Annotated in this window: 20 protein-coding genes and 2 pseudogenes; 9 read left to right on the forward strand and 13 right to left on the reverse strand. The window is 70.6% G+C overall.

Annotated features, from left to right (window positions below):
- Window positions 1–91 precede the first annotated feature (91 nt).
- From OG194_RS01415 to OG194_RS01425, 3 genes are all read left to right on the forward strand, one after another.
- Window positions 92–1,024 (forward strand): LysR family transcriptional regulator, encoded by a 933-nt coding sequence (locus tag OG194_RS01415; RefSeq protein WP_327398937.1) that lies wholly within the window; start codon window positions 92–94, stop codon window positions 1,022–1,024.
- 114 nt (window positions 1,025–1,138) lie between these two features.
- Window positions 1,139–2,017: an SMP-30/gluconolactonase/LRE family protein gene (locus OG194_RS01420; RefSeq protein WP_327398938.1), complete on the forward strand. Its 879-nt coding sequence runs from the start codon at window positions 1,139–1,141 to the stop codon at window positions 2,015–2,017.
- 115 nt (window positions 2,018–2,132) lie between these two features.
- A complete protein-coding gene (locus tag OG194_RS01425) occupies window positions 2,133–3,701 on the forward strand; it encodes a UxaA family hydrolase (RefSeq protein ID WP_327398939.1) in 1,569 nt (522 codons plus the stop codon).
- A gap of 3 nt (window positions 3,702–3,704) precedes the next feature.
- Here the strand turns inward: OG194_RS01425 and OG194_RS01430 are convergent, their stop codons facing one another.
- The 4 genes from OG194_RS01430 to OG194_RS01445 all read right to left on the reverse strand — a co-directional run bounded on the left by OG194_RS01430 (window position 3,705) and on the right by OG194_RS01445 (window position 9,595).
- Window positions 3,705–4,319: a DinB family protein gene (locus OG194_RS01430; protein ID WP_327398940.1), complete on the reverse strand. Its 615-nt coding sequence runs from the start codon at window positions 4,317–4,319 to the stop codon at window positions 3,705–3,707.
- Between the two features lie 90 nt (window positions 4,320–4,409).
- On the reverse strand, window positions 4,410–5,321 hold the full coding sequence (locus OG194_RS01435) for a GlxA family transcriptional regulator (protein ID WP_327398941.1): 912 nt from the start codon (window positions 5,319–5,321) through the stop codon (window positions 4,410–4,412).
- 10 nt (window positions 5,322–5,331) lie between these two features.
- Window positions 5,332–5,931: an isochorismatase family protein gene (locus OG194_RS01440; protein ID WP_327398942.1), complete on the reverse strand. Its 600-nt coding sequence runs from the start codon at window positions 5,929–5,931 to the stop codon at window positions 5,332–5,334.
- 289 nt (window positions 5,932–6,220) lie between these two features.
- Window positions 6,221–9,595 (reverse strand): pyruvate carboxylase, encoded by a 3,375-nt coding sequence (locus OG194_RS01445; RefSeq protein WP_327398943.1) that lies wholly within the window; start codon window positions 9,593–9,595, stop codon window positions 6,221–6,223.
- A gap of 235 nt (window positions 9,596–9,830) precedes the next feature.
- Here OG194_RS01445 and OG194_RS01450 point away from each other — a divergent pair, with 235 nt between their 5' ends.
- Window positions 9,831–11,054, forward strand: coding sequence for a chitinase (locus OG194_RS01450; protein ID WP_327398944.1), 1,224 nt, complete (start codon window positions 9,831–9,833; stop codon window positions 11,052–11,054).
- A gap of 10 nt (window positions 11,055–11,064) precedes the next feature.
- Here OG194_RS01450 and OG194_RS01455 read toward each other — a convergent pair whose 3' ends face one another.
- The 4 genes from OG194_RS01455 to OG194_RS01470 form a co-directional block, all read right to left on the reverse strand.
- The gene (locus OG194_RS01455; protein WP_327398945.1) at window positions 11,065–12,720 is read right to left on the reverse strand and encodes a carboxylesterase/lipase family protein; all 1,656 of its coding nucleotides are present in this window, start codon (window positions 12,718–12,720) and stop codon (window positions 11,065–11,067) included.
- A gap of 132 nt (window positions 12,721–12,852) precedes the next feature.
- A complete protein-coding gene (locus tag OG194_RS01460; protein ID WP_327398947.1) occupies window positions 12,853–13,596 on the reverse strand; it encodes a hypothetical protein in 744 nt (247 codons plus the stop codon).
- Window positions 13,597–13,797: 201 nt separating this feature from the next.
- Window positions 13,798–14,982 carry a M20 family metallopeptidase gene (locus OG194_RS01465; RefSeq protein ID WP_327398948.1) on the reverse strand — a complete coding sequence of 395 codons (1,185 nt, stop codon included), beginning with the start codon at window positions 14,980–14,982 and terminating at the stop codon, window positions 13,798–13,800.
- Window positions 14,983–15,037: 55 nt separating this feature from the next.
- On the reverse strand, window positions 15,038–16,597 hold the full coding sequence (locus OG194_RS01470) for an AbgT family transporter (RefSeq protein ID WP_327398949.1): 1,560 nt from the start codon (window positions 16,595–16,597) through the stop codon (window positions 15,038–15,040).
- A gap of 115 nt (window positions 16,598–16,712) precedes the next feature.
- On the opposite strand from OG194_RS01470, the gene OG194_RS01475 reads away from it, so the two are divergent.
- Window positions 16,713–17,738 (forward strand): Lrp/AsnC family transcriptional regulator, encoded by a 1,026-nt coding sequence (locus tag OG194_RS01475; RefSeq protein WP_327398950.1) that lies wholly within the window; start codon window positions 16,713–16,715, stop codon window positions 17,736–17,738.
- Window positions 17,739–17,808: 70 nt separating this feature from the next.
- Here OG194_RS01475 and OG194_RS01480 read toward each other — a convergent pair whose 3' ends face one another.
- A complete protein-coding gene (locus tag OG194_RS01480; RefSeq protein WP_327406954.1) occupies window positions 17,809–19,317 on the reverse strand; it encodes a hypothetical protein in 1,509 nt (502 codons plus the stop codon).
- A gap of 107 nt (window positions 19,318–19,424) precedes the next feature.
- Window positions 19,425–20,174 (reverse strand): IclR family transcriptional regulator, encoded by a 750-nt coding sequence (locus OG194_RS01485; RefSeq protein ID WP_327406955.1) that lies wholly within the window; start codon window positions 20,172–20,174, stop codon window positions 19,425–19,427.
- Window positions 20,175–20,314: 140 nt separating this feature from the next.
- Between OG194_RS01485 and mhpD the strand changes: the two genes are divergently transcribed.
- The 3 genes from mhpD to dmpG are packed head-to-tail and all read left to right on the forward strand — an operon-like array spanning window position 20,315 to window position 23,111.
- On the forward strand, window positions 20,315–21,166 hold the full coding sequence (gene mhpD / locus OG194_RS01490; RefSeq protein WP_327398951.1) for a 2-keto-4-pentenoate hydratase: 852 nt from the start codon (window positions 20,315–20,317) through the stop codon (window positions 21,164–21,166).
- Window positions 21,163–22,098, forward strand: a complete 936-nt coding sequence (locus OG194_RS01495) for an acetaldehyde dehydrogenase (acetylating) (RefSeq protein ID WP_327398952.1) — start codon at window positions 21,163–21,165, stop codon at window positions 22,096–22,098. The genes mhpD and OG194_RS01495 overlap by 4 nt, the downstream gene beginning before the upstream one ends.
- On the forward strand, window positions 22,095–23,111 hold the full coding sequence (dmpG, locus tag OG194_RS01500) for a 4-hydroxy-2-oxovalerate aldolase (RefSeq protein ID WP_442811474.1): 1,017 nt from the start codon (window positions 22,095–22,097) through the stop codon (window positions 23,109–23,111). Before OG194_RS01495 ends, dmpG begins: the two co-directional genes overlap by 4 nt.
- Before the next feature lie 6 nt (window positions 23,112–23,117).
- Here dmpG and OG194_RS01505 read toward each other — a convergent pair.
- Window positions 23,118–23,974 (reverse strand): annotated as a pseudogene (locus OG194_RS01505) (helix-turn-helix transcriptional regulator).
- A gap of 86 nt (window positions 23,975–24,060) precedes the next feature.
- On the opposite strand from OG194_RS01505, the gene OG194_RS01510 reads away from it, so the two are divergent.
- Complete coding sequence (locus OG194_RS01510) at window positions 24,061–24,846, forward strand: SDR family NAD(P)-dependent oxidoreductase (protein WP_327398953.1); 786 nt, start codon at window positions 24,061–24,063, stop codon at window positions 24,844–24,846.
- Between the two features lie 41 nt (window positions 24,847–24,887).
- Here the strand turns inward: OG194_RS01510 and OG194_RS01515 are convergent, their stop codons facing one another.
- Together OG194_RS01515 and OG194_RS01520 are read right to left on the reverse strand one after the other, a co-directional pair.
- The gene (locus OG194_RS01515) at window positions 24,888–25,976 is read right to left on the reverse strand and encodes a lysylphosphatidylglycerol synthase transmembrane domain-containing protein (RefSeq protein ID WP_327398954.1); all 1,089 of its coding nucleotides are present in this window, start codon (window positions 25,974–25,976) and stop codon (window positions 24,888–24,890) included.
- An 88-nt stretch (window positions 25,977–26,064) separates the two neighbouring features.
- Window positions 26,065–26,190, reverse strand: a pseudogene (locus tag OG194_RS01520) (VOC family protein); the annotation flags it as partial.
- Window positions 26,191–26,203 lie beyond the last annotated feature (13 nt).

The following is a 26,203-nucleotide window of genomic DNA, read 5'->3' on the forward strand; positions in this document are numbered from 1 at the left end:
GAATACACATGATCTGCCGCGCAGATGACATGCCGTCAACGGGAATTCCCCGCCGACGGTGGTCCGGCCGCGAGGAGAGGAGGTTCGGTCAATGACGCTCGAACTGGCCTGGCTGCGTACCTGGGTCGAGGTCGTGGATACCGGCGGTTTCACCAGAGCGGCCGAAAAGCTGCATCTGTCGCAACCGCGTGTCTCGGCACACATCGCGAATCTGGAACGCGAACTCGGCTGTCTGCTCATCGAACGCCGTATCCGACCGCTCACCCTGACCGATGACGGGCGCGCTCTGCTCGCCCGGGCGCGATCGGTACTCGCCGCCGCCGACGAATTGGTCACCGCTCGCCAGACCGACCGGGGCGACATCTCCGGAACCGTCACGGTCGCGAGTTTCGCCAGCGGGAGTTCGGAATTCCTCCCGGCGGTCATCACGGCGCTCCAGAAGGAGTACCCGCGGATCCGGGTGGCGGTCCTGGACGGGGACGCGGGCTTCATCGAGGCGGCGCTGTCCGAGCGCCGGGTCTCGGTGGCCCTGCGCCCGGTCCGGCCCGAGCCGCACGACCACGGCTTCACCATGCGCCCGCTGTGGCGGGAACCCTTCGTCATGCTCGCCCCGACCGGTCATCCACTGCTCAAGAAGAGCGAGATCGAACTCGCGGACTTCGCCGACCAACGCGTCATCACCATCGGCGATCCCCTCGCCAATACGGTCGTCGGATACGAGGCCGAGGTCGAGTTGAGCATCAAGGACCTGGTCGCACCCTCCGGAACCGTCTCCCATCAGCCGACCACTCTCGGCGCGATGGTCCGAGCAGGCCACGGAATCGGCATCATCAACTATCTGGGCGCGGTGATGATCCTGCGCGAGGGAATGGAAATGCGTCCCATTCAGCATCTCAACCGCTATCGGGACGTGGGAATCTGGTGGCACTCGGAACGACCGCTGGGCGCGGCCGCGCAAGCATTCATCCGAGCGGTGATAAGAACGCCGAGGCCTGAAGGCACGACCGCCGTTCCACCGGTGTGACGCGGCCCGGATCCATTCGCGGAACGAATGCCCGACATTCGTTAATCAGTGTTGACGATCACGGACGTCCGGGGCGAGGTTGAGGGAACGAGAGGCAGAACGAATGGAGTCGCGATGGCCGGTGTCCGCACGTACACGAATCTCGATGTGGCGGTACGCAATGACACGTCGGACGTGGGTGAGGGGCCGGTGTTCGATCCTCGCACCGGACATCTCCTCTGGGTCGACATCTACGGCCGCCTGATTTTTCGAGACAATCTGTCCACAGGGCGACAGACCGTCACCGACGTCGGCACGATGATCGGCGCGGTCGCACCGCGCGCGACAGACGACGGTTTCGCCGTCGCGGTGGCGGACGGTTTCGGCTACGTCACCGGCGACGGGCTGACCCTGGTCGACCCGGTCCTCCCCGAGCCGAACCTGCGCATGAACGACGGCAAGGTGGACTCCCGCGGCAGGTTCTGGGCCGGCAGCAACGACATGGAGTTCGCACCGGGCCAGGGCCGGCTGCACCGGTGGGACGGCGACGGACCGAGCGTCGTCGTCGCGGACGGACTCGTCCTGCCGAACGGACTCGGCTGGAACGCCGAGGACACGGTCATGTACCTCGCCGACAGCTACGCCAACCTCCTCTACCGCGCGGACTTCCACCCCGAGCCGGGAGAACTCGGCCGCCTGAAGGTGCTGACGAAGACCGAGGGAGTCGGCGTACCGGACGGCCTCGCGGTCGACGTCGAGGGCTGCTTCTGGGTGGCGATGCACGGCGGACGCGAAGTACGGCGCTACGACCCGACGGGCCGCGTCGTCGGGCTCGTGCCGGTGCCCGTGCTCCAGCCGACCAGTTGTGCCTTCGGTGCGGACGGCCGCCTGTTCATCACCTCCGCCCGGAACGGCCTGTCCGCCGAGGAGTTGACCAACTCCCCGCTGTCCGGCTCCGTGTTCGTCGTCGAGACCGGGACGGAGGGGGTTCCCGTCCGGCCGTTCCGCGCCTGACCCGACTGCCCTGCCGACCCAACTCCCCTCGGGCACCGCGCATTCGTATTCCGGATGACGGACCATCGATAACCGTCTTTCCCCTGGGGGGTGTTGGCGTCCTACGGTCGATCACGTGAACCGTGAACGTCGTGACGCAGAGGGACCGGGTCCGGGACCGGGACCGGCGGCAACCGTCAGGCCGCTGGTGCCGCGTCCCGGCGTGGACGACGTGGGGCTGCTGCTCGGTGAGGTGCCGGAGGGAACGCTTCTCCAACTCCGCGACGGCACGACGCCGGCCGCCGAGGACATCCCCGCCGGGCACAAGGTCGCGCTGCGCGCCGTCCCGAAGGGCGCCCCGGTCCGCAAGTACGGCGAGGTCATCGGCGTGGCCCTGGCCGACATCCCGGCGGGCGCCCACGTCCACGTGCACAACCTGGGAGTCGGCCGCTGGGAGGAGCCGACCGCGAGCCCGTCACCGACCCGCACGCGACCGACCGTCCTCTCCCCCACCCGCGACCACTTCCTCGGCTACCGCAGGGCCGACGGACGCGCGGCCACCCGGAACTACATCGTCGTCCTCCCGACCGTGAACTGCTCCGCCACGGTGGCCCGCATGATCGCCCTGCGCGCCGACGCCCTGCACAAGGGGACACCGGGTCTCGACGGCGTCATCGCGCTCCCGCACGACCTCGGCTGCGGAATGGCGGAGGGCACTCCCGGGGACGCGATCCTGCGGCGCACCCTGCGCGGTTACCTCGGCCACGCCAATATCGCGGGCGCCCTCCTGATCAGCCTCGGCTGCGAGGTGAACCAGCCGGAGAACATCGTGGGCGAGAGCGACACCACGGGCACGGAGATGCTCACCATCCAGCAACTCGGCGGCACCGCGGCCACGTTGAACACGGCACTGGACCGCATCGCGGACCTCGTCTCCCGCATCGCCCGGACGCACCGCGTCCCGATCCCGCTCGCCGAACTCACCCTCGGCCTCCAATGCGGCGGCAGCGACGCCTACTCCGGCCTGACCGCCAACCCCACGCTGGGCGTGGCGGCGGATCTGCTCGTCGCGGCCGGCGGCAAGGTCGTACTCGGCGAGACCCCGGAGATCTACGGCGCCCACCACCTCCTGCGGGACAGGGCGTCAACCCCGGAGGCAGCGGCCCGCATCGACCGACTCATCGCCTGGTGGCAGGAGTACACGGCCGCCAACGGCGCGACGCTCGACAACAACCCGTCCCGCGGAAACCGGGCCGGTGGCATCACGACCATCTGGGAGAAGTCCCTCGGCGCCGTACTCAAGTCCGGGACCGGTCCGCTGAACGACGTCGTCGCATACGCGGAGCGGGTCACCGCGCCGGGCCTCACCTTCATGGACACCCCCGGCTACGACCCGGTGTCGGCCACCGGCATGGTCGCCGGCGGCGCCAACCTGCTCGCCTTCACGACCGGCCGCGGCTCACTCTTCGGCTCCCGTCCCGTCCCCTGCCTGAAGATCAGCACCACCAGCGGGCTCTACGAGCGGATGCGCGGCGACATCGACTTCGACGCCGGGCCCGCGATGAGCCACACCGATCAACTCACGTACGGAACAGCCCTGTTCGAGGCCCTCGTGGACATGGCCTCCGGTGCGGAGAGCAAGTCCGAGGCGCTCGGGTTCGGGACGGAGGAGATCGTCCCCTGGCGCATGGGAGCGGTCCTGTGACGGTCAACCACGCTCTCGGTACAGGTCGCGCAGCATCGCGATCTCCGCTCCGTGGTGCAGCACTTCCTGGTTGACCCACCACACGATGTCGATGAACGGCTCCTCCGCGTCGCTGCCGTGCGGATAGGTGCAGTACCCCACGGTGTCGAGCGCGGCCTCGCCGCCATTCACCAGCGCCTCCCGCCAGGCACCCGCACCGGCGTCGAAGGCATCGACCGCACCGCCGGCGTCACCGCTGACGGAGAAGTCATCCCGGGTCGACGTACGGCTGCCGGCCGTGTGGTCGGCGCGCAGGGTCAGCAGCTCGGTGAGATGGCTCAGCCGCCACGCGATGGTGGTGAAGGGCGGGGGCCACGGGTGCGGATAGGCGGCGGCATCGCGCCCCCAATCCCCCTGTCCCGTCAGGGCGGTTGCCCGCGCTCCCGGCCCGTCCGTCCGCCGTCGCACCGACCAGCAGTCCGGCACCGGCTCCCAGAAATACTCCGCGTCGGTCATGGGCCCGACCCGGGTGTCCGTCCCGTCGCCGCTGTCCATGACGGGCCCTGTCATACGGCTGGAGAGGCGTTCGCACGCGAAGTCGAACTGGTCCAGCAGCGGAGCCAGACGGGGTGGGATCACTGGGCACTCCTGAAGCGAGCCGGTCGGGCTTCGATACGGCGGTCCGCCGACCCGGCAACCTAACAGCGCGCCCGCACCGGCGCCTCCCCATTACGAGGTGCGGGCGCGCAGTCGGCGCAGCATCCGGGCGTCCTCGAAGCCGACCGTACGGGCGGCCGCGTCGGTTGTGGCGCCGTGGCTGATGAGGTGCTCGGCGCGTTCGAGGCGAAGGGTCTGCTGGTAGCGCAGCGGGGTGAGCCCGGTGGCCCGGCCGAAGAGGCGGGTCAGGGTGCGTTCGCTGACGCCGACCGCCGAAGCGAGGGCGGGCAGCGGAAGCGCTTCGTCGAAGCGGGTGTCGATGAGGTCCTGGGCGCGGTGCACCGTGTCGTCGAGGTGGGACCGGTGCCGGAGCATCGCGCTGGTCTGCGGTTCGTGGCCGTTGCGGCGGGCGTAGACGACCATGTCCCGGGCGATCTGCGCGGCCACGGCGGGACCGTGCCGGGTGGCGACGAGGTGCAGGGCGAGGTCGATGCCGCTGGCGATGCCGGCCGAGGTGATGACCCGGTCGTCGGTGGTGAACAGGACGTCACGGACGACCGTCGCCTTCGGGTGGCGCAGGGCGAGTTCGTCCTGGACGTCGTGGTGGGTGGTGCAGTGGCGGCCGTCGAGGAGTCCGGCCCGGCCCAGCGCGTCGGCTCCGGCGCAGACGCTGGCCACCGTCCCGCCCCGGGCATGGTGGTCCCGGAGTGCCCCTAGCGTCGTAGCGCCGATGGCGGGTGCGTCGGCCAGGGTGACGGCACGCCATCCCGGCACCACGATCAGGTCTTCCGGGCCCAGCTCGGGCCAGTCGAGCCCGGCCGCCAGCGGTAGCCCCTGCGCGCTGGTGACCTGGGGCTGCTCGGCGACGTAGGAGAGCGTGTAGGGGTGCCCGAAGTCGGCGGACGTGGAGAAGACCTGCGCGGGGCCGGCCAGGTCCAGCAGGTGGACTCCGGGTACCAGGAAGAAGACGACGTGGCTGCTCACGATCCGGTCATCATGCCTGATGTGCGGCGGCGGCTTCCAGTTCGTCGACCGTCGCGATGGTGGCGAAGCGGCCGGCGAGGGCGTACTCGGTCCGGCGGATGACCTCGTCGGCGGGGAGGGTGCGGGGGTCGGCGAGGAGTTCGGCGACGGTCTGGTCGGCGGGGGCGTCGCGGTGCGGGATGGGGTTCGTCGCGGTCGCGTCGGTGACGAAGGTGACCTGGTAGCCGAAGTCGCTCGCGACGCGGGTGGTGGTCTCGACGCACTGCTCGGTGCGGATGCCGCAGACCGTGATCTCTCGGACGCCGCTCTCGGTGAGGAGTTGTTGGAGGTTGGTGGTGGTGAAGGCGTTGTGCGAGGTCTTGTGGAGGAGCGGTTCGCCCTCCGCGCGCTCCAGTCCGTCGATGAGCCGGACGTGGCCGAGGGCCGGGTCGAAGACGTCGCCGCTGCCGGGCTCGGAGTGCAGCACCCACACCACGAGGTCACCGGCCCGGCGGGCGAGCTGGACCAGACGGTTCGCCTGTTCGGCGATCTTCGGGTCGGAGATGGTCTCCCACAGCGGTCGGGCGCGGAAGGATTCCTGGACGTCGATGACGATCAGTGCTCGGGTCATGTCCCAAGACTGCGCCGTGCGGGCGGCCCGGCGACAGGCCGCATCGGGTCCGGGACCGGACCGATCCGGTCACCGGGCCGAGCGACCTGCCGCCGTACCGCCTACCTGAACTCCGGTCACCGGGTCGAACCGCCTCCCGCCGTACCGCCTACCTCAGCTTCGGCCAGCGGGGCGAGCCGCCCGCCGCCGACCCGCCAACCTCAACTCCGGTCACCGGGTCGAGCCGCCCACCGCGGGCCCGACCACCTCAACTCCGGTCACCGGATCGACCCGCCCGCCGCCGTACCGCCTACCTCAGTTCGACGAGCAGGTCGCCGCCCTCCACCTGCTGGATGCGGTTGATCGCGAGGCGGGAGACCCGGCCGGACTTGGGCGCGGTGATCGCCGCCTCCATCTTCATGGCCTCGATCGTGGCAACGGTGACACCGGCCTCCACCTCGTCGCCCTCCTCGACCGCGAGGGTGACCACGCCGGCGAACGGGGCCGCGACATGACCCTGGTTGGTGCGGTCGGCCTTCTCCGTGACGGGGATGTCGGAGGCGGCCGCGGTGTCGCGGACCTGGATCGGCCGGATTTGCCCGTTCAGCGCGGACATCACCGTGCGCAGCCCGCGTTCGTCGGCCTCGCCCACGGCCTCCAGCTCGATGAGGAGACGGACGCCGGGCTCCAGGTCGACCGTGTACTCCTTGCCGGGCCGGATGCCGTAGAAGAAGTCCTTGCTGTCGAGGACGCTGGTGTCGCCGTAGGTCTGGCGGTGGGTCTCGAACTCGCGGGTCGGGCCGGGGAAGAGCAGGCGGTTGAGGGTGGCGCGGCGGTCCTTGTCGAGGGCCGTGCGGTCCTCGGGGCTGAGTTCCTGGACGGGCTTGGGGGCGGCGCGGCCCTGGAGTGCCTTGGTGCGGAACGGCTCGGGCCAGCCGCCGGGCGGGGTGCCCAACTCGCCGCGCAGGAAGCCGATCACGGAGTCCGGGATGTCGTACCGGTCGGGGGACGCCTCGAAGTCGGCGGGGCTCACTCCGGCGCCGACCAGGTGCAGGGCGAGGTCGCCGACGACCTTCGACGACGGGGTGACCTTCACCAGGTGGCCGAGGATGCGGTCGGCGGCGGCGTACATCGCCTCGATGTCCTCGAAGCGGTCGCCGAGGCCGAGCGCGATGGCCTGGGTGCGCAGGTTGGAGAGTTGGCCGCCGGGGATCTCGTGGTGGTAGACGCGGCCGGTGGGTGAGGCGAGGCCCGCCTCGAAGGGGGCGTAGATCTTGCGGACGCTCTCCCAGTACGGCTCTAGGTCGCCGATGGCCTGGAGGTCGAGGCCGGTGGGGCGGTCGGAGTAGTCGGTCGCGGCGACGATCGCGGAGAGGGACGGCTGTGAGGTGGTGCCTGCCATGGAGGCCACCGCACCGTCGACGGCGTCCGCGCCGGCCTGGATCGCGGCGAGGTACGTGGCGAGCTGACCGCCTGCCGTGTCGTGGGTGTGCAGGTGGACCGGCAGCCCGAACTCCCGGCGCAGTGCCGAGACGAGCGTCGCGGCGGCGGGTGCGCGGAGCAGGCCCGCCATGTCCTTGACCGCGAGGACGTGGGCGCCCGCTTCTACGATCTGTTCCGCGAGATGGAGGTAGTAATCGAGCGTGTAGAGGCGCTCGTTGGGGTCGGACAGGTCCGAGGTGTAGCAGAGGGCGACCTCGGCGATCGACGTTCCGGTGGCGCGTACGGCGTCGATGGCCGGGCGCATCTGACCGACGTCGTTCAGCGCGTCGAAGATGCGGAAGATGTCGATGCCGGTGGCGGCGGCCTCCTGGACGAAGGCGTCGGTCACCTGGGTCGGGTAGGGCGTGTAGCCGACGGTGTTGCGGCCGCGCAGCAGCATCTGGAGGCAGATGTTGGGGACGGCCTCGCGCAGGGCGGCCAGCCGGTCCCAGGGGTCCTCGGCGAGGAAACGCAGCGCTACGTCGTAGGTGGCGCCGCCCCAGCATTCCAGGGAGAGGAGTTGGGGCACGGTGTGGGCGACGACCGGGGCGACCGCGAGGAGGTCCTTGGTGCGGACGCGAGTGGCGAGGAGTGACTGGTGGGCGTCGCGGAAGGTGGTGTCGGTGACGCCGATCGTGGGTGATTCGCGCAGGTGGCGGGCGAAGCCCTCGGGGCCGAGTTCGGCGAGCAACTGCCGTGAACCGGCCGGGGGTTCGGTGCTCGGGACCGGCGGCAGCTTGGTGGTCGGGTCGATCAGGTCGGGGCGCTCGCCGTGCGGCTTGTTGACCGTGACGTCGGCGAGGTAGGTGAGCAACTTCGTGCCGCGGTCCGCTGATTGACGGGCCGTCAGCAGCTGCGGGCGCTGCTCGATGAACGAGGTGGTGATCCGCCCGGCCTGGAAGTCCGGGTCGTCCAGCACCGCTTGCAGGAACGGGATGTTGGTGGACACACCACGGATGCGGAACTCGGCGACGGCGCGCCGTGCCCGGTTGACGGCGGTGGTGAAGTCCCGTCCCCGGCAGGTGAGTTTGACCAGCATAGAGTCGAAGTGCGCGCTGATCTCCGTACCCGCGTGGGTGGTTCCGCCGTCGAGGCGGATGCCGGAGCCGCCGGGCGAGCGGTAGGCGCTGATGCGGCCGGTGTCCGGGCGGAAGCCGTTGGCGGGGTCCTCGGTGGTGATACGGCACTGGAGGGCGGCGCCGTGCAGGGTGACCGTCTCCTGGGAGAGGCCGAGGTCGGCGAGGGTCTCGCCGGAGGCGATCCGCAGCTGGGCCTGGACGAGGTCGACGTCGGTGACCTCCTCGGTGACCGTGTGCTCGACCTGGATGCGCGGGTTCATCTCGATGAAGACGTGGTTGCCGGCCGGGTCGAGGAGGAACTCGACGGTGCCCGCGTTGCGGTAGCCGATCTCGCGGGCGAAGCGGACGGCGTCGGCGCAGATGCGGTCGCGCAGCTCGGGGTCGAGGTTGGGCGCGGGGGCCAGCTCGACGACCTTCTGGTGGCGGCGTTGCAGCGAGCAGTCGCGCTCGAAGAGGTGGATGACGTTGCCCTCGCCGTCGGCGAGGATCTGCACCTCGATGTGACGGGGGTCGACGACGGCCTTCTCCAGGAACACCGTGGCGTCGCCGAACGCGGACATGGCCTCGCGAGCCGCCGCCTCGATGGACTCGCGCAGGGTGGCCGGATCCTCGACGCGGCGCATACCGCGTCCGCCACCACCGGCGACCGCCTTCACGAAAACGGGGAAGCCGATCTCCTCGGCGGCGCGGACCAGTTCGTCGACGTCGGTGGAGGGCGCGGAGGAGCCGAGCACCGGCACGCCGGCCGCGCGGGCGGCGGCGATCGCCGTGGCCTTGTTGCCGGTCATCTCCAGGATGTGGGCGCTGGGACCGACGAAGGTGATGCCCGCCTCCTCGCAGGCGCGGGCGAGTTCGGGGTTCTCGGAGAGGAACCCGTAGCCCGGATAGACCGCGTCCGCTCCCGCCCGCCGGGCCGCGCGGACGATCTCCTCGACGGAGAGATAGGCGCGGACCGGATGCCCGGGTTCACCGATCTCGTAGGCCTCGTCGGCCTTGAGCCGGTGCAGCGAATTGCGGTCCTCGTGCGGAAAGACCGCGACCGTTCGCGCGCCCAGCTCATAGCCGGCGCGGAACGCCCTGATCGCGATCTCTCCACGGTTGGCGACCAGCACCTTGCGGAACATTCCCGATCCCTTCAGCCTGCCGATGACGTGCACCATGGTGTCGGCGCAGCCCCTGTAACGCCATGTGAGCCGGGACACTAGTCGCAAACGTGTCGCACGGAGCGCTCCACCGGGCCGACGGTAAAGAAATCGTATGGTCTAGTCCAAAGTGAGCTTTGGTCCAGTCCAATCCATTGACGTGGTCGCGACATCGCCAGAAGCTGGGCGCCTCCCCCACTCCCACCGGAGGCACAACGTGACACGTCTTCGTGCATGTCTGGTCGCGGCGGCCGCCGTGACGACCGCCGCCGCGGGCACGACCGCGCTGGTCGCGACCAACGCCCAGGGCGCCACCAACGCGGCCACCGCGCTGAGCAACCGCTGGTACGCCGCGGCCCCCTATCTGATGCCGACGGACAACAACCCGCCGGACGCCGGCGCCATCATGGATGCGACGGGCCTCAAGGCTTTCCAGCTCGCCTTCGTCCTCGCCCCGAACGGCGGCGGCTGCTCCCCCACCTGGGGCGGCACCTCACCGGTCTCCTCGGACACCGCCGTCCAGTCGGTGATCAACACGATCCGCGCCAAGGGCGGCGACGTCTCCGTCTCTATCGGCGGCTACGGCGGCACGAAGCTCGGCCAGGCCTGCTCCGACCCGGCCTCGACGGCGGCGGCGTACCAGCAGGTGATCACCAAGTACGGCCTGCACGCGATCGACTTCGACCTGGAGGAGCCGGAGTACGAGAACACCGCGGCCATCCACAACGAGATCGGCGCGGCCAAGATCCTCCAGCAGAACAACTCGGGCCTGTACGTCTCCGTCACCACGGCCGGTACGGCGGACGGGACGGGGTGGTTCGGCAAGCAGATGCTGTTGGAGGCGAAGTCGCAGGGCTTCACGCCGAACAACTTCTCCATCATGCCGTTCGACGGCGGCTTCAACGGCGCGGCCTCGCAGACCAGCGCGCTCACCAACTTCAACTCCATCCTCCAGTCCACGTTCGGCTGGGACCAGGCGACCGCGTACGCCCACGAGGGCTTCTCGGGCATGAACGGGCGCAGCGACACCGGCGAGTACTTCACCCAGGCGGACTTCCAGACCGTCCTGAACTACGCCACCAGCCACAACATGGACCGCTTCACCTTCTGGAGCCTCAACCGCGACCGCCAGTGCAGTCCGGTCGACAACGGCGGTACGACGTCCGGGACTTGCTCCAGCGTGGCGCAGAACGCGTGGGACTTCGCCAAGTACTCGGTGCAGTTCGCGGGCGTGACCCCGCCGACCTCGACACCCACGCCGACCCCGACCCCGACGCCCACCCCCGGCACGTGCAAGACGGCGTGGAGTTCCACGGCCGTCTACACGCAGGGCAACGAGGTGTCGTACGGCAACCACAACTGGGTGGCCAAGTGGTGGACCCAGAACGAGGTGCCCGGTGCCTCCCAGTGGGGCCCCTGGCAGGACGAGGGCTCCTGCTGATCCGGCGGGATCAGTAGGACATGGGCTGCGACGTCAAGTAGGCCTTGAGAAAGGCGTACTTGGCGTCGCTGTCCGCTGCGGGGAGCGTGGCGAAGCGGTCGCCGAGTTCCATGGTCTGCGGGGTGCCGGTGTCCAGGGCCGGCCAGGTGGTGAGGCTGCCGCCGTTCGGGTCACCGGTGGCCGCGAAGTTCGCCACGTACGAGGCGGCGGTGTCGGCGATGTCGTAGTCGCGCCCCGCCCACGGCCGGTCGGTGTTGTAGAGGAACCCGAGCAGGTAGTAGACGTCGGCCCCGTCGAAGGCTCCCGAACTGCCGCTCCCGACAACGGGGTTGGTGGCGTCGTGGCCCGGCGGGACCCGGGTCCAGAAGTAGGTGTGGACCGGGCCGCGATTGCCCGCGGTCTCCTCGAACTGTCCGCCCCACAGGAAGGTCGAGACCCGCTCCTCGTCCCGGGCGTAGGAGTTGTACTGCGTGGCCGCCTCGGCGTCGGTGGTCGCCGGGTACAGGCCGAGGAACGTGTCCGTGAGGCCGACCGGCCCGAACCGGCTCTCGGCGTAGGCCTGGTACTCGGCCAGTGTGAGTGAATCGGTGTTCCCGTCACGGCAGTTGCCGGTGAGGACGGGTACGTCGGTCTCCCGGCCCGCCTCCATGGCGGCGGTGTACGTGCTCGGCAGGACGTAGCCGTCGAGCACGTCGCCGAAGCCGGTGGCGTCGGCCGGTGCGTCGGCGGCGTAGGTCCGCGCCACGATCTCGTCGGCGGACAGCGCGCGCAGGTCGGTGAGGGCGGAGCAGCCCAAGTAGTCCGCGAAGGCGGTGCCGTTGGACTCGGCGGCTGCCAACGTACGGTAACCGTACGGTGGTTGGCCGAGCGCGGGGTCCTTCGTGTAGTGCACGCCGGACGGCAGCAGAGCCCGGTGGAACAGACCTCGGGCCGCCAACGAGGCCATCAGGACGTTGACGAGGTTCGCGCCGTTCTGCCAGCCGGCGAGAGTCACCCGGTCCGGGTCGCCGCCGAACGCGGCGATGTTCCGGGCCACCCATTCCAGCGCCGCTACGGCGTCCAGGGCACCCCAGTTGCCGGAGGCGGCGTGCCCGGACTCGGCGCTGAGGTCGGGGTGGGCGAGGTCGGCGAAGGGGCCGACGCGGTGGTTGACGCTGACGAAGACGACGCCCTTGTTGGCCAGCAGGGAACCGTTGTAGATCTCCTGTCCGGTCCAGATCGCGGTGTCACGGCCGCCCGGGAGCCAGACGAGGACCGGTCTGCTGTCGCCCGAAGTCGCCGCGCCGGTCCAGATGTTGAGGTTGAGGCAGTCCTCGCTCAGGTCCGGCACCTGGTCGCTCGGGATGCCCGAGACGGGCTGGGGGCAGGCCGGTCCCCACGCGTTCGCCTTGCGGATCCCGTCCCAGGACGGCGCGGACCGGGGCGGGCTCCAGCGGTTTGCGCCGGCGGTGGTGTCCGCGTACGGGATGCCCTTGTAGGCGACGATGCCCTTCAACCCGCCCTGGACGCCCGTGACTTGGCCGGACTCCGTGGTCACAGGGTCGTCGGCGCTCCGGCTGGTGCGTCGGTCGGCGGCCGACGCGACACCGGAATCGAGGCCGGTCGCCAGCACAGCGGCGGCGGTACCGGCGAGAAAGCCACGGCGGTTGAGGTCTCGCGAGCGCACAGGAGCTCCCTGTCGAGTGGGGGGACGGGCGAGTCGCACCATGCTCGGGCGACCACCGGAGCGCGGCAAGCGGAACGCCCGGACTCACAGACTCGACAGTTTCGACAGCTGTTCGACAGTTCAACTCGCTTGCTAGCGAAGGATGTTGACCGCCCGCGCGACGACCAGGACGACGATCGACACGGAGACCGAGGACTGGCCCATCATCAGCATCTTGGCCCAGCGGGAGAGCGGCATCACGTCGGTCGGGCTGAAGGCGGTGGAGTTGGTGAAGGACAGGTACAGGTAGTCCAGGAACACCGGCTCCCAGTCCGGCGGCGCGGTCTCCGGGCTCTGCATCTGGACGAAGAGGAAGTCGGCGTACTGGTGGTGTCCCATGACCCGCGCCATCGGGCCGCCGCGGTCCCATTCCCAGTACCAGAGGGCGAACACGATGACGTTGGTCAGCCAGATGGCACCGCCGGTCAGCAGCAGCGGCCCGGCGTCCAGCCCCTCGGTGCCCCTGACCAGGCCCACCACCAGCCTGGCCGCCGACCAGCTGTTGGCCAGGCTGATCACACCCGTCAGGACCAGGCTCGGCCAGCGCAGCCACCGGGTGCCGGGCTCGATCCGGCGGGGATTGGCGACGAACAGGCCGACCATCAGCGCGATTTCGAGGGCCGGCAGCAGCCAGTACGGCTGGAAGGCGAGCCGGTGCGGCAGCATCAGTTGCAGGGCGAGCGCCACCAGGATCACGGCGGACACCGCCCACCGTGTCTCCCCGCGCGTCACCCGGCGCCACGCGGGCACCACATCGCGCCCGCCGTCCTCCAGCAGCCGCTCGATCCTGGCCAAGCGACCGCTGGAGTCGTCCCTACCGTCCGTACCGTCCGTCATGGCGCCGATTGTCCCCGGTCGGGGGTCGATCGGTTGACGCGCCCCACCCTGGACGCCCGCGGATGTTCCGGTCGGTCGCGGTTGCCCCCACCGACCGACCCCGACAGCTCAGCCCCGCAGCGGTTCCGCGAGTCGTCCCGGCGACCCCGCGGCCGGCGTGGCCCGGACGGGCACCACGTCGGTGTGTCCGGCCGGTCCCGGTCAGCCCCGCAACGGCTCCGCCAGCCTCCCCAACAGCCCGGCGACCAGGGCGGTCTGCGCGGGCACGGTGTCCGGGTAGATGAACTCGCCCTGGGCGTGCGCCCCGTCGCCGACCGCCCCCATGCCGCACAGCACCGGCAGACCGAGCGCGGCGACGAAGTTGGCGTCACTGGCGCCACCGACGGCCGTGTCGCGCAGGGCGTCACGCCCCTGGTCACGGGCGACCTCGCGGGCCAGGTCGAGCAGTGGTGCGGAGGCCGCGTTGAGGGTCATCGGGGGCCGGTTCCAGGCGTGGTCGATGTCGATGCGGACGCGCGGGTCGCTGACCTCGATGGCGTCCAACTCCTCGTCCACCCGGTCCTGTTCGGCCGCGCTGCTGACCCGGATGTCGACCCCGGCGGTGGCCTGCCCGGCGACGACGTTGATGGCCGAACCGCCCTTGATGAGCCCGGTGTTGATGGTGGTGCCCCGCTCGGGAGCGGCCACGGCAGCGGCGGCGACCACGAACTCGGACAGCGCGGTGATCGCACTCGCCCCGTCCTGCGGCGCGAGCCCGGCGTGCGATGCGACGCCGGTGGCGGTGACGTGGAAGATCCCGGTGCCCTTGCGGGCGGTCTTCACCGCGCCGTGGGCGCTCGGTTCAAGGACCAGCGTGACGTCGACCTTCTGCGCGACCTCCTCGATCACCGGCCGCGAGGACAGGGACCCGATCTCCTCGTCACCGTTGAAGAGGAAGGTGACGGTGGGCAGCGGCACACCGCTCTCCCGGGCCAGCTTCAGCGCCCAAATGCCCTGCGCCAGACCGGTCTTCATGTCGAAGATGCCGGGCCCGCTCAACCTCTCCCGCCCGTCCTCGGTCGCCTCCAACTGCTCCCATCCGGCAAGGGTCCCGGTCGGCCACACGGTGTCGTAGTGCCCGACGAGCGCGACATGACCGGTGCCGGTGCCGCCGTAGGTCAGGGTGAGGGTGTCGCCGCACTCGCCCCCGGGGTGGCGCTCCTCGTGGTCGGGCCGGCCGAGCCGCTGGACGGTCAGTTCGCGCAGGAGGTCGAGACCGCTCGCGAGGCCGGGAAGGTCGTAGCTGCCGGTCTCGTGGCGGACGAGGGTCAGGATGTCCTCGACGATCCGCGAGGAGACGTCCTGGGCGCGGGCGGTGAGGGTGGTGGCTGCGGGTGATGCGGTCATGATCTGCTTTCCTGTACGGCGGTGGGGGGTGAAGTCCCTTGGTGGAGCCCCGGGTTCAGCTGATGCCGAGCGGGATGCCCAGCAGGTACCAGGCCACGAAGAACGCGACCCAGACCACCCACACGACGGCGGCGATCGGGATCGTGAAGGAGGCCAGGGTGCCGATGCCGGCGGACTTGCGGTACTGCTGGATGAAGCCCAGGGCCATGACGAAGTAGGGGCTCATCGGGGTGACGCAGTTGGTGACCGAGTCGGCGACGCGGTAGACGGCCTGGGTGGTCTCGGGCTCGATGCCGATGAGCATCAGCATGGGAACGAGGACCGGTGCCGCCAGTGCCCAGAGCGCGGAGCCGCTGGTGATGACGAGGTTCATGAACGTGATCAGCACGGCGATGCCGACGAGCACGGTCCAGCCGTTCAGATGCAGGTCGCGCAGTGTCTCGGCGCCCTTGACCGCGAGGATGTCGCCGATGTTCGTCCACTTGAAGTAGGCGAGGAACTGGGCGATCGCGAAGAACAGGACGAGGATCGGCGCCATCGAGCGGGTGCCGTCGACCATCGCGCCGATGCTGTCGCGGGCGGCGGTGAACGTGCCGGTCATCCGGCCGTAGACGGTGCCGAGCACGGCGAAGAACACGCCGAGGACGAGTGCCATGCCGCCGATCAGCGGGGAGTTGACGATGCCGCCGCCCTCGCCGCGCAGGGGTGAGGACGAGGGGATCATCGCCGCCGCGAGGAGCACGAGGAAGCCGACGGCGACCAGGCCGGTCGTGCGCAGGGCGCGCCGCTGCCGGTCGGTGACCTCGATCTCGGCCAGTTCCTCGGCGCCCAGCGCGGCGACCGGCTCGTCGGGTTCCAGGTCGGAGCGGCGGGCGAGGACCTTGTCGACGACGAGGGTGATCACCAACGCGACCAGGACGGACGAGCCGAGGCCGAAGAAGTAGTTGGCGACCGGGGTCACGACGTAGTGCGCGTCGATGGTGTGGGCGGCGGCCGTGGAGATCCCGGAGAGCAGGACGTCCGTGGTGGTGAGCGACGGGGAGGCGTCGTACCCGGCGGCGATCGAGACGTAGGCGACGACACAGCCGAGGACCGGGCTGCGGCCGGCCGCGCGGAAGACCAGGGCGCCGAGCGGGATGAGGGTGACGTAGGCGGCGTCTCCGGCGACATGGCTGACCATGGCCGTCATCGACAGGGCGAAGGTGAGGTACTTGCCCGGGACGCGCGCGACCATGCGGCGCAGCAGGGCGGAGAACAGTCCGCTCTTCTCGGCGACGGCGATGCCGAACATCACGGTGAGGATGGTCGCCAGCGGCGGGAAGGCCGCGTAGTTGTCGACGGCGCCCTCGACGGCCATGGTGAGGCCGTCCCTGCTGAGCAGGTTCTGCACCGTGATGGTCTCGTGCGTGCCGGGGTGCACGGCGCTGAGGCCGGTCGCCGCCAGGACGGCGCTGAGGACGGCGACGATCCCCGCGAGGATCCAGAACAGCCAGAAGGGGTTGGGGAGCTTGTTGCCGACCTTCTCGATCGCCGTCAGGCCGCGGAACGCGGTGCGCAGGACTCTCGACTCGGGCTCGGTGGACGGGGGCTGAGGTTGAGCGGAGGTGACACTCATCGGTACCTCTTGGCGCGATGGGGGGATGTTCCTGCGAACAATGGCATCCAGATGAGAGATTCTCTATATCTTGGAAGTAACAGTGGGATTAAACAGCACCTTAGAGTGAGGCCCTATGACCCGTCCTCTCCTCGACGAGCTCGACCGGCGCCTCATCGGCGCGCTGCACCTGGCGCCCCGGGCCACCTGGGACGACATCGGCGAGATCCTGGCCGCCGACGCCAGCACGCTCAAACGCCGCTACGACCGCTTGCACGAGGCACGCATGGTGCGCGTGATCGGGCAGGCCGACTGGGGCGTCCACTCCACGGCGATGCCCGTCCACGTCTTCCTGGACATCACCGGCGAGACCCCTCTCTCGGTCCTGCACCGGCTCCGTGACCTGCCTCACCTCCAGTTGCTGGCGCAGATCTCGGGCGACTACCCGCTCTACGCCGTCGTGCACGCCCCGTCCGAGGCGGCGACCAGCGAGGCGATCGACCGGATGTTCTCCGTGCCCGGCGTCCGGCGCGTCAACGCCCTGCCCGCGCTGAGCACGCTGCGCCGGGGCATCACCTGGGACCCGCAGTTCCTCACCGACACCGAGCGCGCCGACCTGCTGAAGCTCACCGGCTCCCGCCCCGAGGGCACGGCGACCGCGACTCCCCCGGCGAAACCGCTCAGCGAGGCCGAGCGCGGGGTCGTGGCCCAGCTGCTCCGGGACGGCCGCGCGTCCGCCGCGAGCATCGCCCGGACCGCCGACCTGGCCACCTCCACCGCGCACCGCGTGGTCCGCCGGGTCCTGGACGAGGGCTGGGCCAAACCGCGCCTGGAGATCGTGTCCGAGTGGCTCGGCTTCCAGACCGCGTTCATCCTCCGGCTGCGGGTGGCGCCGGGCGCGACCCCCGAAGTGATGCGCCGCATCGACCAGTTGCCCCAGACCCGGCTCGCCGCGCACGTCGCCAGCGACATGTCCGTGCTCGCCACCGGCCTGGTCACCGACCGCGCCGCCCTCGCGCTCTTCGTCGACAACGAGCTGGCGAGTATCCCCGGCCTCCTCGGCGTCAGCGTCGCCGTGATGCTCGCCGAACCGCGCCGCTACTGGCTGGACCGCGACCTGACCACCGGCCTCGGCACGTTCCACGCACCCACCCTGCTGTGAGCAGAAGGCGGGCGCCCCGGCACCGAAGCACCGGGGCGCCCGCCGCCCTCAACTCGCAGTCCCCGTAGGGTCATCCGGTGCCGAAGGCCCCCGTGCTGTAGGCGCACTCCGTGTAGATGTAGCCCGACCTGAGCTTCGCCGTGTCCGAGGCCGGCGTCGCGGTCGAACTGTCAGGACGGTGCACGAAGTACGTCGTCCCGGTCGGCAGGCTGATCGTCTTCTGCGGGTAGCTCTTGCCGGAGCTGCACGGCTTGAACCCCCTCAGCAGGGTGGTGGTCAGGGAGTACGACGTGCAGCTCCCGCAGCCCTTGAGCGTGAAGCTGCCGGTCACCGGACCGGTGTACAGGACGGTGATGTCGTCCGGGCTGTCGTTCTTGACGGTGACGGAGATGCTGCCGCCGGACGCGGTCGTCGGGAGCTTCTTGCCCGCGGCCGGGACCGTCTGCGCCACCTCGGCGGCGATCGCGATCTTCTTGGCCCGGGCCCGGTTCTTGTCGTGCGTGTTCTTCTTCACGAAGTCGTTCATCGTGGAGAGCGCCGAGTCGAAGTCGCCGTCCTTGTACTGGAATACACCGCACTGGTAGGCACCGGAGTCGGCGCGGCTGCTCGCCTGCTGGGCGTCCGCGCTCAGCGCGTCGGACACACCTGCCCCACCGCCCTGAAGACTCCCGATCTGGGTGGAGAGACTCTCCAACCCGCTGACGGCCGTGCACGGTTGACTGCCCGTCACACCCTTCACCGCCGTGCTGACAGCCGACTTGACGGCCGGCTCGACCTGACCCGCCTGCGACGACTGCGGGAACGTGGCCAGCAGATCGCCGAAGTTCGTCGACCAGTCCGCGCGTTGGGCGGCGAGACCGGTGGAGCCGCACTCGTACAGCGAGGTAGCCAGCCGGTCGTCGGGCCAGGTGGTGAGCGTGCCCAGTTCCTTCTTGCTGATGGTGCCGGGGACGGTCCGCAGATACTTCAACTGGGGTATCGCGTCACAGTAGTTCTTCTGCGCATAGGCGCCGGAGACCGTCGTGTAGAACGTCTTCAGCCGGTCGGGCACGCGCTTGGCCGCCCGCGAACCGGAGTGGGCGGTGCCGAGGTCGTCGTACGCGACCAGCGCCTGGCGGTACTGCGGTTCGGCCGCCGAGAACGGCAACCTCCCCGAGTCCGCGACGAGTTGGTCGGCCTTCTCCAGCCGGTCGAGGAGCATCTGCTGGGTCGCCTCGTCGCGGGCGTTGTCGTAGAGGACGACTCCCCCGGCCGGTACGGCGAGCAGGACCAGGCCGAGCACGACCGCGACCGGGGTGGGCGAGGGCCAGGCGAGGCGGGTGCGCAGGCCGACCAACGCGCCGTGGACGGCGGCGAGTACGAGGAACACGACGTACAGGGTGACGAAGGCGCCCGAGACGCCGTCCGGGTCGGCGGGCAGCGCCACCAGGAGCAGCACGATGGTCGCGACCCAGCACACGGCCATGAGCAGCCAGCGGCGCATCAGTGCGTAACCGAGCCCGAGACCACTGAGGTTGAGGAGACCGACCGCCACGGATCTGAGTCGGTCCGGCGGGGCGGGGGGTGGAGACGACGGCATCGGTGGCACGGCGAACCCCTGGACAGACCCGTACTGATCCCCGGACATGATTCTCCCCCCGCTCAACAATGCCCCCGTTACCGTGACTTGTCAGTGTACGGTCGGGTTCACCGCCAGGACAGTGGGGTCCTCGTAGCCCCTCCGCCGCGCAGCACGCGGGAGAGTCCCAGCGCCGCCGTCCTTACGGCCGGGGCAAGTTGGGCGGGCCGGAAGCGGGTGCGCGGTACGGCGACCGAGAGGGCGGCGACCGCGGTGTCGCCGGCGAACACCGGGGCCGCGATGCAGCTCACCTCCAACGCGGCCTCCTGCTCCTCGTAGGAGAGGCCGGAGACCTGGATCTTCTCCAGGGTCATGCGCAGCCGGGCCGGGTCGGTGATCGAGTGCGGGGTGAGGCTCGGCAGCGGGCGGGACAGCACCTCCTCCGTCAACTCGGCACCGGAGAAGGCGAGTAGGGCCTTGCCGACCGCTGTACAGGTCAGCGGCAGACTGCCGCCGATGCGGGAGGGCAGCCGCAGGGCCTCGTGGCCGTGGATGCGTTCGAGGTAGACCACCTCCATGCCCTCGCGGACGCCCAGGTGGATGGTCTCGCGGGTGGCCTCGAAGAGGTCCTGGAGGAAGGGCAGGGCCGTCTCGCGCAGATCGCGCCGGTGCGGCACCAGCGAGCCCAGCTCGAAGAGCTTCGCGCCGAGCAGATAGTGCGGGCCCGAGCGCTCCAGCCAGCCCAGCCGGACGAGGTCGGCGGCCAGCCGGTGGACCGTGGGCTTGGGCAGTCCGGTGTGCTCGGAAAGTTCCGACAGGCGATACGGTCCGCCGCTCGGGCTGAAACAGTCGAGGATGAGCGCGGCTTTCTCCAGCATGCTGCCGCTCGCGTTGTTCCGTGTCACGGAACAAACATTGTCCCTTCGCGGGGATGCTGTCTATACCGGAGGTGCACCCGCACCACTCCCTGGACCCGCATCTCTCCCCCAGACCCGTACCGCTCCACCGGAGGTAACCCGTGCCCACCGTGCCCGACGGCGCCCGTCCGGACGCCGTGTCCCCGGCCGTGGTCAAGGCCGCCGACCTGCTGGCGGAGGCCACCCGCACCGGGGTCGCCTGTCCGCCGGTACGCGACCTGCTCGACGGCGGCGGTCTGGAGACCGCCTACGCCGTGCAGCAGCTGAACGTCCGGCGCGGTGTGGACGCCGGCCGCCGCATCGTCGGCCGCAAGATCGGCCTGACCTCCCCCGCCGTACAGCGCCAACTCGGCGTGGACCAGCCGGACTTCGGCGCGCTGTTCGCGGACATGGCGGTGCCGGACGGCGGCGAGGTGCCCCTGGGCCGGCTGCTCCAGCCGAAGGTGGAGGCGGAGGTCGCGCTGGTCCTCGGCCGGGACCTGCCGGAGCGCGAGTGCACGATCGTCGACGTGCTGCGCGCGGTGGACTTCGCGCTGCCCGCGCTGGAGATCGTCGACAGCCGGGTGCGGAACTGGGACATCTCCCTCGTCGACACCGTCGCCGACAACGCGTCCTGCGGTCTGTACGTCCTGGGCGCCACGCCCGTACCGCTGACCGCCGTGGACCTGCGCACCGTCACGATGACCATGGCCCGGGGCGGCGAGACCGTCTCCGAGGGCACCGGCGGCGACTGTCTCGGCAGCCCCCTCACCGCCGCCGTCTGGCTCGCCTCGGCCCTCGCCGAGCGGGGCGACCCGCTGCGCGCGGGCGACCTCGTGCTCACCGGCGCCCTGGGCCCGATGACCCCGGCCGCGCCGGGCGACGCCTTCGAGGCCCACATCTCGGACCTGGGCTCGGTACGGGTCCGCTTCGCCGAGGAAGCCACCGAAGCTTCGGAAGGGGACGGAAAGTGACCACGAAGGTCGCCATCATCGGCTCCGGCAACATAGGCACCGACCTCCTGATCAAGGTCCTACGCCTGTCCGAGACCCTGGAGATCGCCGCGCTGGCCGGCATCGACCCGGACTCCGACGGCCTGGCCCGTGCCCGCCGCCTCAAGGTCGCCACGACCCACGAGGGCGTCGAAGGACTGGTCGCCCTGGACGAGTTCGCCGATGTCGACATCGTCTTCGACGCGACCTCGGCCGGCGCCCACCGCCACCACGAGGAGGTCCTGCGGCCGCTGGGCCGCACCCTCGTCGACCTCACCCCGGCCGCCCTCGGCCCGTACGTCGTCCCGCCGGTCAACGGCGACGCCCATCTCGACGCCCCGAACGTCAACATGGTCACGTGCGGCGGCCAGGCCACGATCCCGATCGTCGCCGCGGTGGGCGCGGTCTCGCCGGTCCACTACGGCGAGATCGTCGCGTCCATCGCCTCGCGCTCGGCGGGCCCCGGCACCCGCGCGAACATCGACGAGTTCACCGAGACCACCTCCCAGGCCATCGAGGTGGTCGGCGGCGCCGCACGCGGCAAGGCGATCATCGTCCTCAACCCGGCCGAACCCCCGCTGATCATGCGGGACACCGTGCACTGCCTGGTCTCCGACTGCGCGACCGAGGCGGTCACCGCGTCCGTCGAGGAGATGGTCGGCCGCGTCCAGGCGTACGTGCCCGGTTACCGCCTCAAGCAGAAGGTCCAGTACGACAAGGTGGCCGCCGACGACCCGCTGCGCACTCTCGCGCCGGGCGCGGGCGAACTGCTGAAGGTGTCGGTGTTCCTGGAGGTCGAGGGCGCCGCCCACTACCTCCCCGCCTACGCCGGGAACCTCGACATCATGACCTCGGCCGCGCTGCGCACCGCGGAACGCATGGCCGGCCGCGCCCGCAAGGAGGCAGCCAAGTGACCCCGTCCCTCTACGTCCAGGACGTCACCCTGCGGGACGGCATGCACGCCGTACGGCACCGCTACACCGTCGACCAGGCCCGCGCGATCGCCGGCGCCCTGGACGCGGCCGGAGTGGCGGCGATCGAGATCGCGCACGGCGACGGGCTGTCGGGCTCCAGCATCAACTACGGCGTCGGCGCCCACACCGACTGGGAGTGGATCGAGGCCGTCACCGGCGCCGTACAACAGGCCGTCCCCACCACCCTGTTGCTGCCCGGCATCGGAACCGTCCACGACCTGAAGCAGGCCCACGCGCTGGGCATCCGCTCGGTGCGGGTCGCCACGCACTGCACCGAGGCCGACATCTCCGCACAGCACATCGCCGCCGCGCGGGAGTTGGGCATGGACGTGGCCGGGTTCCTGATGATGTCCCACATGGCCGAGCCCGCCGAACTCGCCCGCCAGGCCAAGCTGATGGAGTCCTACGGCGCCCACTGCGTCTATGTCACCGACTCCGGGGGCCGGTTGACGATGGACGGGGTCCGGGACCGCTTCCGCGCGTACCGCGAAGTCCTCGCCCCGGAGACCGAGTTGGGCATCCACGCGCACCACAACCTCGCCCTCGGCGTGGCCAACACGGTCGTCGCGGTCGAGGGCGGCGCGATCCGCGTCGACGCCTCCCTCGCGGGCCAGGGCGCCGGTGCGGGCAACTGTCCGCTGGAGGCGTTCGTCGCGGTCGCCGACCTGATGGGCTGGAAGCACGGCTGCGACCTGTTCCCGCTCATGGACGCGGCCGACGATCTCGTACGACCGCTGCAAGATCGCGAGGTACGGGTGGACCGCGAGACCCTCAGCCTCGGCTACGCGGGCGTGTACTCCAGCTTCCTGCGCCACGCCGAGACCGCCGCCGCCCGCTACGGCCTCGACACGCGCAGCATCCTGGTCGAGGCCGGGCGGCGGGCGATGGTCGGCGGCCAGGAGGACATGATCACCGACATCGCGCTGGACCTCGTCGCGCGTGCGGAGGACTGACCCGGGTCAAGGGGCGATGTCCATGCGCTGCGTGCCGATGACCGACAGCAGCCGCAACGCCCCCTCGGACGGTGAACCGGGAGTGGCCGTGTAGATCACGACCCGCTGGTCCCGGTCGGAGATGTCGAGGACATCGCAGTTGACGGTCACCGGGCCGACCGACGGGTGCTGGAAGGTCTTACAGAAGGTGGGCGCGGCGGCCACGTCGTGGGAGTCCCACAACTCGGTGAACTCCTCGCTCCCGGCGAGGAGTTCGTCCACCAGCTCGGTCAGCTCGGGGTCGTCGGGGTAGCGGGCGGCGGTGGCGCGCAGGTCCTGGGCCGCGCGGCGCGCGAACTCGTCCGCGTCCGAGACCCCGTACAACCGTCGCCCCTCCGGGTGCGGGCCGAGGAAGACCCGGCGCACCAGGTTGCGGTCGCGGCGCGGCACGGCACGGCGGAGAAGTCCTCCATGAGGGCGGCGGCCAGGTCGTTCCAGGCGATCACCTCGTGCGTCGCGGAGACCACGATCGCGGCGGCCTGCGGCAGCCGGTGCAACAGGTCCAGGATGCTCTGCCGCACCTCGCGCGAGGGACCGGGCGGCGGGCCCGGCGGTACGCCCGCGAGGTGGTGGAGGTGGTCGCGCTCGGCGTCCGTCAGGCGCAGGGCGCGGGCGAGCCCGGCCAGTACCTCGCGCGACGGATGCGGGCCACGCGCCTGTTCCAGCCGGGTGTAGTACTCGGTGGAGATGAACGCCAGCTGGGCCGCCTCCTCGCGGCGCAGCCCCGGCGTACGGCGGCGCGGTCCCGTGGGCAGCCCCACCTCGGCGGGGGTGATCCGCTCACGCCTGCTGCGCAGGAAGTCGGCCAGTTCTCGTCGGTCCACTCCCCCAGTGTGTACGCGCGTCGGCTGGCCAGCCAGGTACTGCCGGTGCCTGGATCAGCCCCACGGACGGGCGCAGGCTCGCTGCCATGACCAACACATCCACTCCTCCCTCCCTCGGCCTGCTGTCCGGCAAGGTCGCCTTCGTCACCGGCGCGGGACGCGGCATCGGCGCGGCGGCGGCGCGACTGTTCGCCCGCGAAGGCGCCCGAGTGCTGCTCGCGGCCCGCACGCAGGCCCAACTGAAGACGGTCACCGAAGAAATCCGGGAGGCGGGCGGCACCGCGGACTACGTGGTGTGCGACCTGGCCGACGCGACCAGCGTGCGCGCGGCCGTAGACCGGACCGTCGACCTGTACGGCCGGCTCGACGTGGCCTTCAACAACGGCGCGACGATCCAACGCCCGGGCCCGATGGACGAGTTGCCCGAGAGCGACTTCGACCATGTCTACGACGTGAACCTCAAGGGCGTCTGGCTCGCCATGGTCGCCCAGGTCGCCGCGATCCGGGCTACCGCGGGAACGGGCGCCATCGTCAACAACTCCTCCGTCGGCAGCCTGATGGGCAACCCCGAACTGCCCGCCTACGGCGCGATGAAGCGGGCGGTCAACAGCCTCACCGAGTCGGCCGCCCTCACCTACGGCCCGGAAGGCATCCGGGTCAACGCCATCGCGCCGGGCGGCACGCTGACCGAGATGATCCGGACCTGGGAAGCGGACTCCCCCGGTCTCCTGGAACGCATCACGGCGCACACCCCGCTGGGGCGCACGGCCGAGCCCGACGAGATCGCCCAGGCGGCGGCCTGGCTGCTCAGCGACCGTGCGTCCTTCGTGACCGGCACGGTCCTGCGGGTCGACGGCGGCGCGCGGGCCTGACCGTCGGGTCGAGCGGCTGGGCGAACGGCTGGACGGCCGGTTCAGGCAGCCGGTTCGGCAGCGGGTTCACCAGTAGCTTCCCGACGATTGTGGCGGCGGATGATCAGCCACGTTATCCAGCCGACGCCGATGATGAACCCGAAGCTGATGATCCGGTAGAGCACGACCGTGGCGATCGCGGTACTGGTCGCGACCCCGCCCGTGACCAGTCCGAGGATCAGCGCGCTGTCGATGAGCCCGAGGCCGCCCGGGATGATCGTGAGCGTCCCGGCGGCCATGCCCGCGCAGAAGGCGAGCAGCAGTTGGGCGCTGCTGATCTGCGTGTCGCTGATGGCGTGGAAGCACAGCCACAGACAGCCCGCGTCGAGCAGCCAGTTGAGTACGGCGAAGACGGCGGCGGCGACGGCGTGCCGGGGTTCGAGCCGGGCGGTGCGGAGCTGCTCGACGAAGCCGCGGATGCGGTCCAGGCCCTGGGTCTCGGGAAGGTGCCGCAGCCGGTTGACCTTGGCCAGCGCGGCGCGGGTGGCCGGTTCGACCTTCTCGGGGTGGCGGGTGATGCGCCGGATGCCGACGGTGAGCAGCAGCACGGCCAGGCCGAGGGTGACGAGGCTGTGCCACTGGAGGCTTCCGTCGGAGGCGATCGCGGAGATCGCGGTGACGACGGCCAGGGCCGCCGCGGAGAGCAGGCCGGACAGCGCGATGCACCAGGAGGCGACGGCGGGCGTGGCTCCGAAGCGGCGCATCTGCTGGTAGTTGAAGTGCGTGGAGAAGGCGGGCCCGCCGGGCAGGGTGACGCTGAGCGAGTGGGCCGCATAGGCGAGGGCGATGTGCCGTTGGATCGGCACGATCACCCCGGCCGAGCGCAGCAGTCGGCGTTGCATGCGCGCGTAGCAGCCCATGGCGGCCACTTCGGCGACGAGCGCGACGGCGAACCAGTTCAGCCGGGGTGCGCGCAGCTGCGACAGCGCGGCGGCCAACGACGGCCATCCCAGGACGAGTTCGGTGGTGAACAGCGCGAGCAGGACCGTGATCACCAGCGGCCGCAGCCAGCGTCGGGTGCGATGCGGGGCCTCGTCGGCCGGTTCGAGGGTGGGGGTGGGCTGGTCGGCGGTGGCGTCCGGGGTGTTCACAGGCAGTACCGTCGGTCTCCGTCAGCTGGGCGGGAACGGCATCCGACCGAGAGCCCCTGGACGGTTGCCCGCGAGCGGGCAATGACATTCAGTCGTCGGGGACTCCGTCGCCGCTAAGTGCGGGAACGGTGTTCTCCGAACGGGCGAGGGAACGGGCGCCGAGGCGGAACTGTTCCAGTTTATCCCCGATGGTCCGGCCGACCGGCGTGCACCCCCGGCCGACTCCG

The sequence above is a fragment of the Streptomyces sp. NBC_01288 genome, assembly GCF_035982055.1.
Taxonomy (GTDB): Bacteria; Actinomycetota; Actinomycetes; order Streptomycetales; family Streptomycetaceae; genus Streptomyces.

Coding starts and splice junctions, on each gene's coding strand:
- OG194_RS01415 (WP_327398937.1), top strand. CDS start 92: ATGACGCTCGAACTGGCCTGGCTGCGTACCTGGGTCGAGGTCGTGGAT.
- OG194_RS01420 (WP_327398938.1), top strand. CDS start 1,139: ATGGCCGGTGTCCGCACGTACACGAATCTCGATGTGGCGGTACGCAAT.
- OG194_RS01440 (WP_327398942.1), bottom strand. CDS start 5,931: ATGACCCGAGCACTGATCGTCATCGACGTCCAGGAATCCTTCCGCGCC.
- OG194_RS01445 (WP_327398943.1), bottom strand. CDS start 9,595: ATGTTCCGCAAGGTGCTGGTCGCCAACCGTGGAGAGATCGCGATCAGG.
- OG194_RS01460 (WP_327398947.1), bottom strand. CDS start 13,596: ATGACGGACGGTACGGACGGTAGGGACGACTCCAGCGGTCGCTTGGCC.
- OG194_RS01465 (WP_327398948.1), bottom strand. CDS start 14,982: ATGACCGCATCACCCGCAGCCACCACCCTCACCGCCCGCGCCCAGGAC.
- OG194_RS01470 (WP_327398949.1), bottom strand. CDS start 16,597: ATGAGTGTCACCTCCGCTCAACCTCAGCCCCCGTCCACCGAGCCCGAG.
- OG194_RS01475 (WP_327398950.1), top strand. CDS start 16,713: ATGACCCGTCCTCTCCTCGACGAGCTCGACCGGCGCCTCATCGGCGCG.
- OG194_RS01480 (WP_327406954.1), bottom strand. CDS start 19,317: ATGCCGTCGTCTCCACCCCCCGCCCCGCCGGACCGACTCAGATCCGTG.
- OG194_RS01485 (WP_327406955.1), bottom strand. CDS start 20,174: ATGCTGGAGAAAGCCGCGCTCATCCTCGACTGTTTCAGCCCGAGCGGC.
- OG194_RS01510 (WP_327398953.1), top strand. CDS start 24,061: ATGACCAACACATCCACTCCTCCCTCCCTCGGCCTGCTGTCCGGCAAG.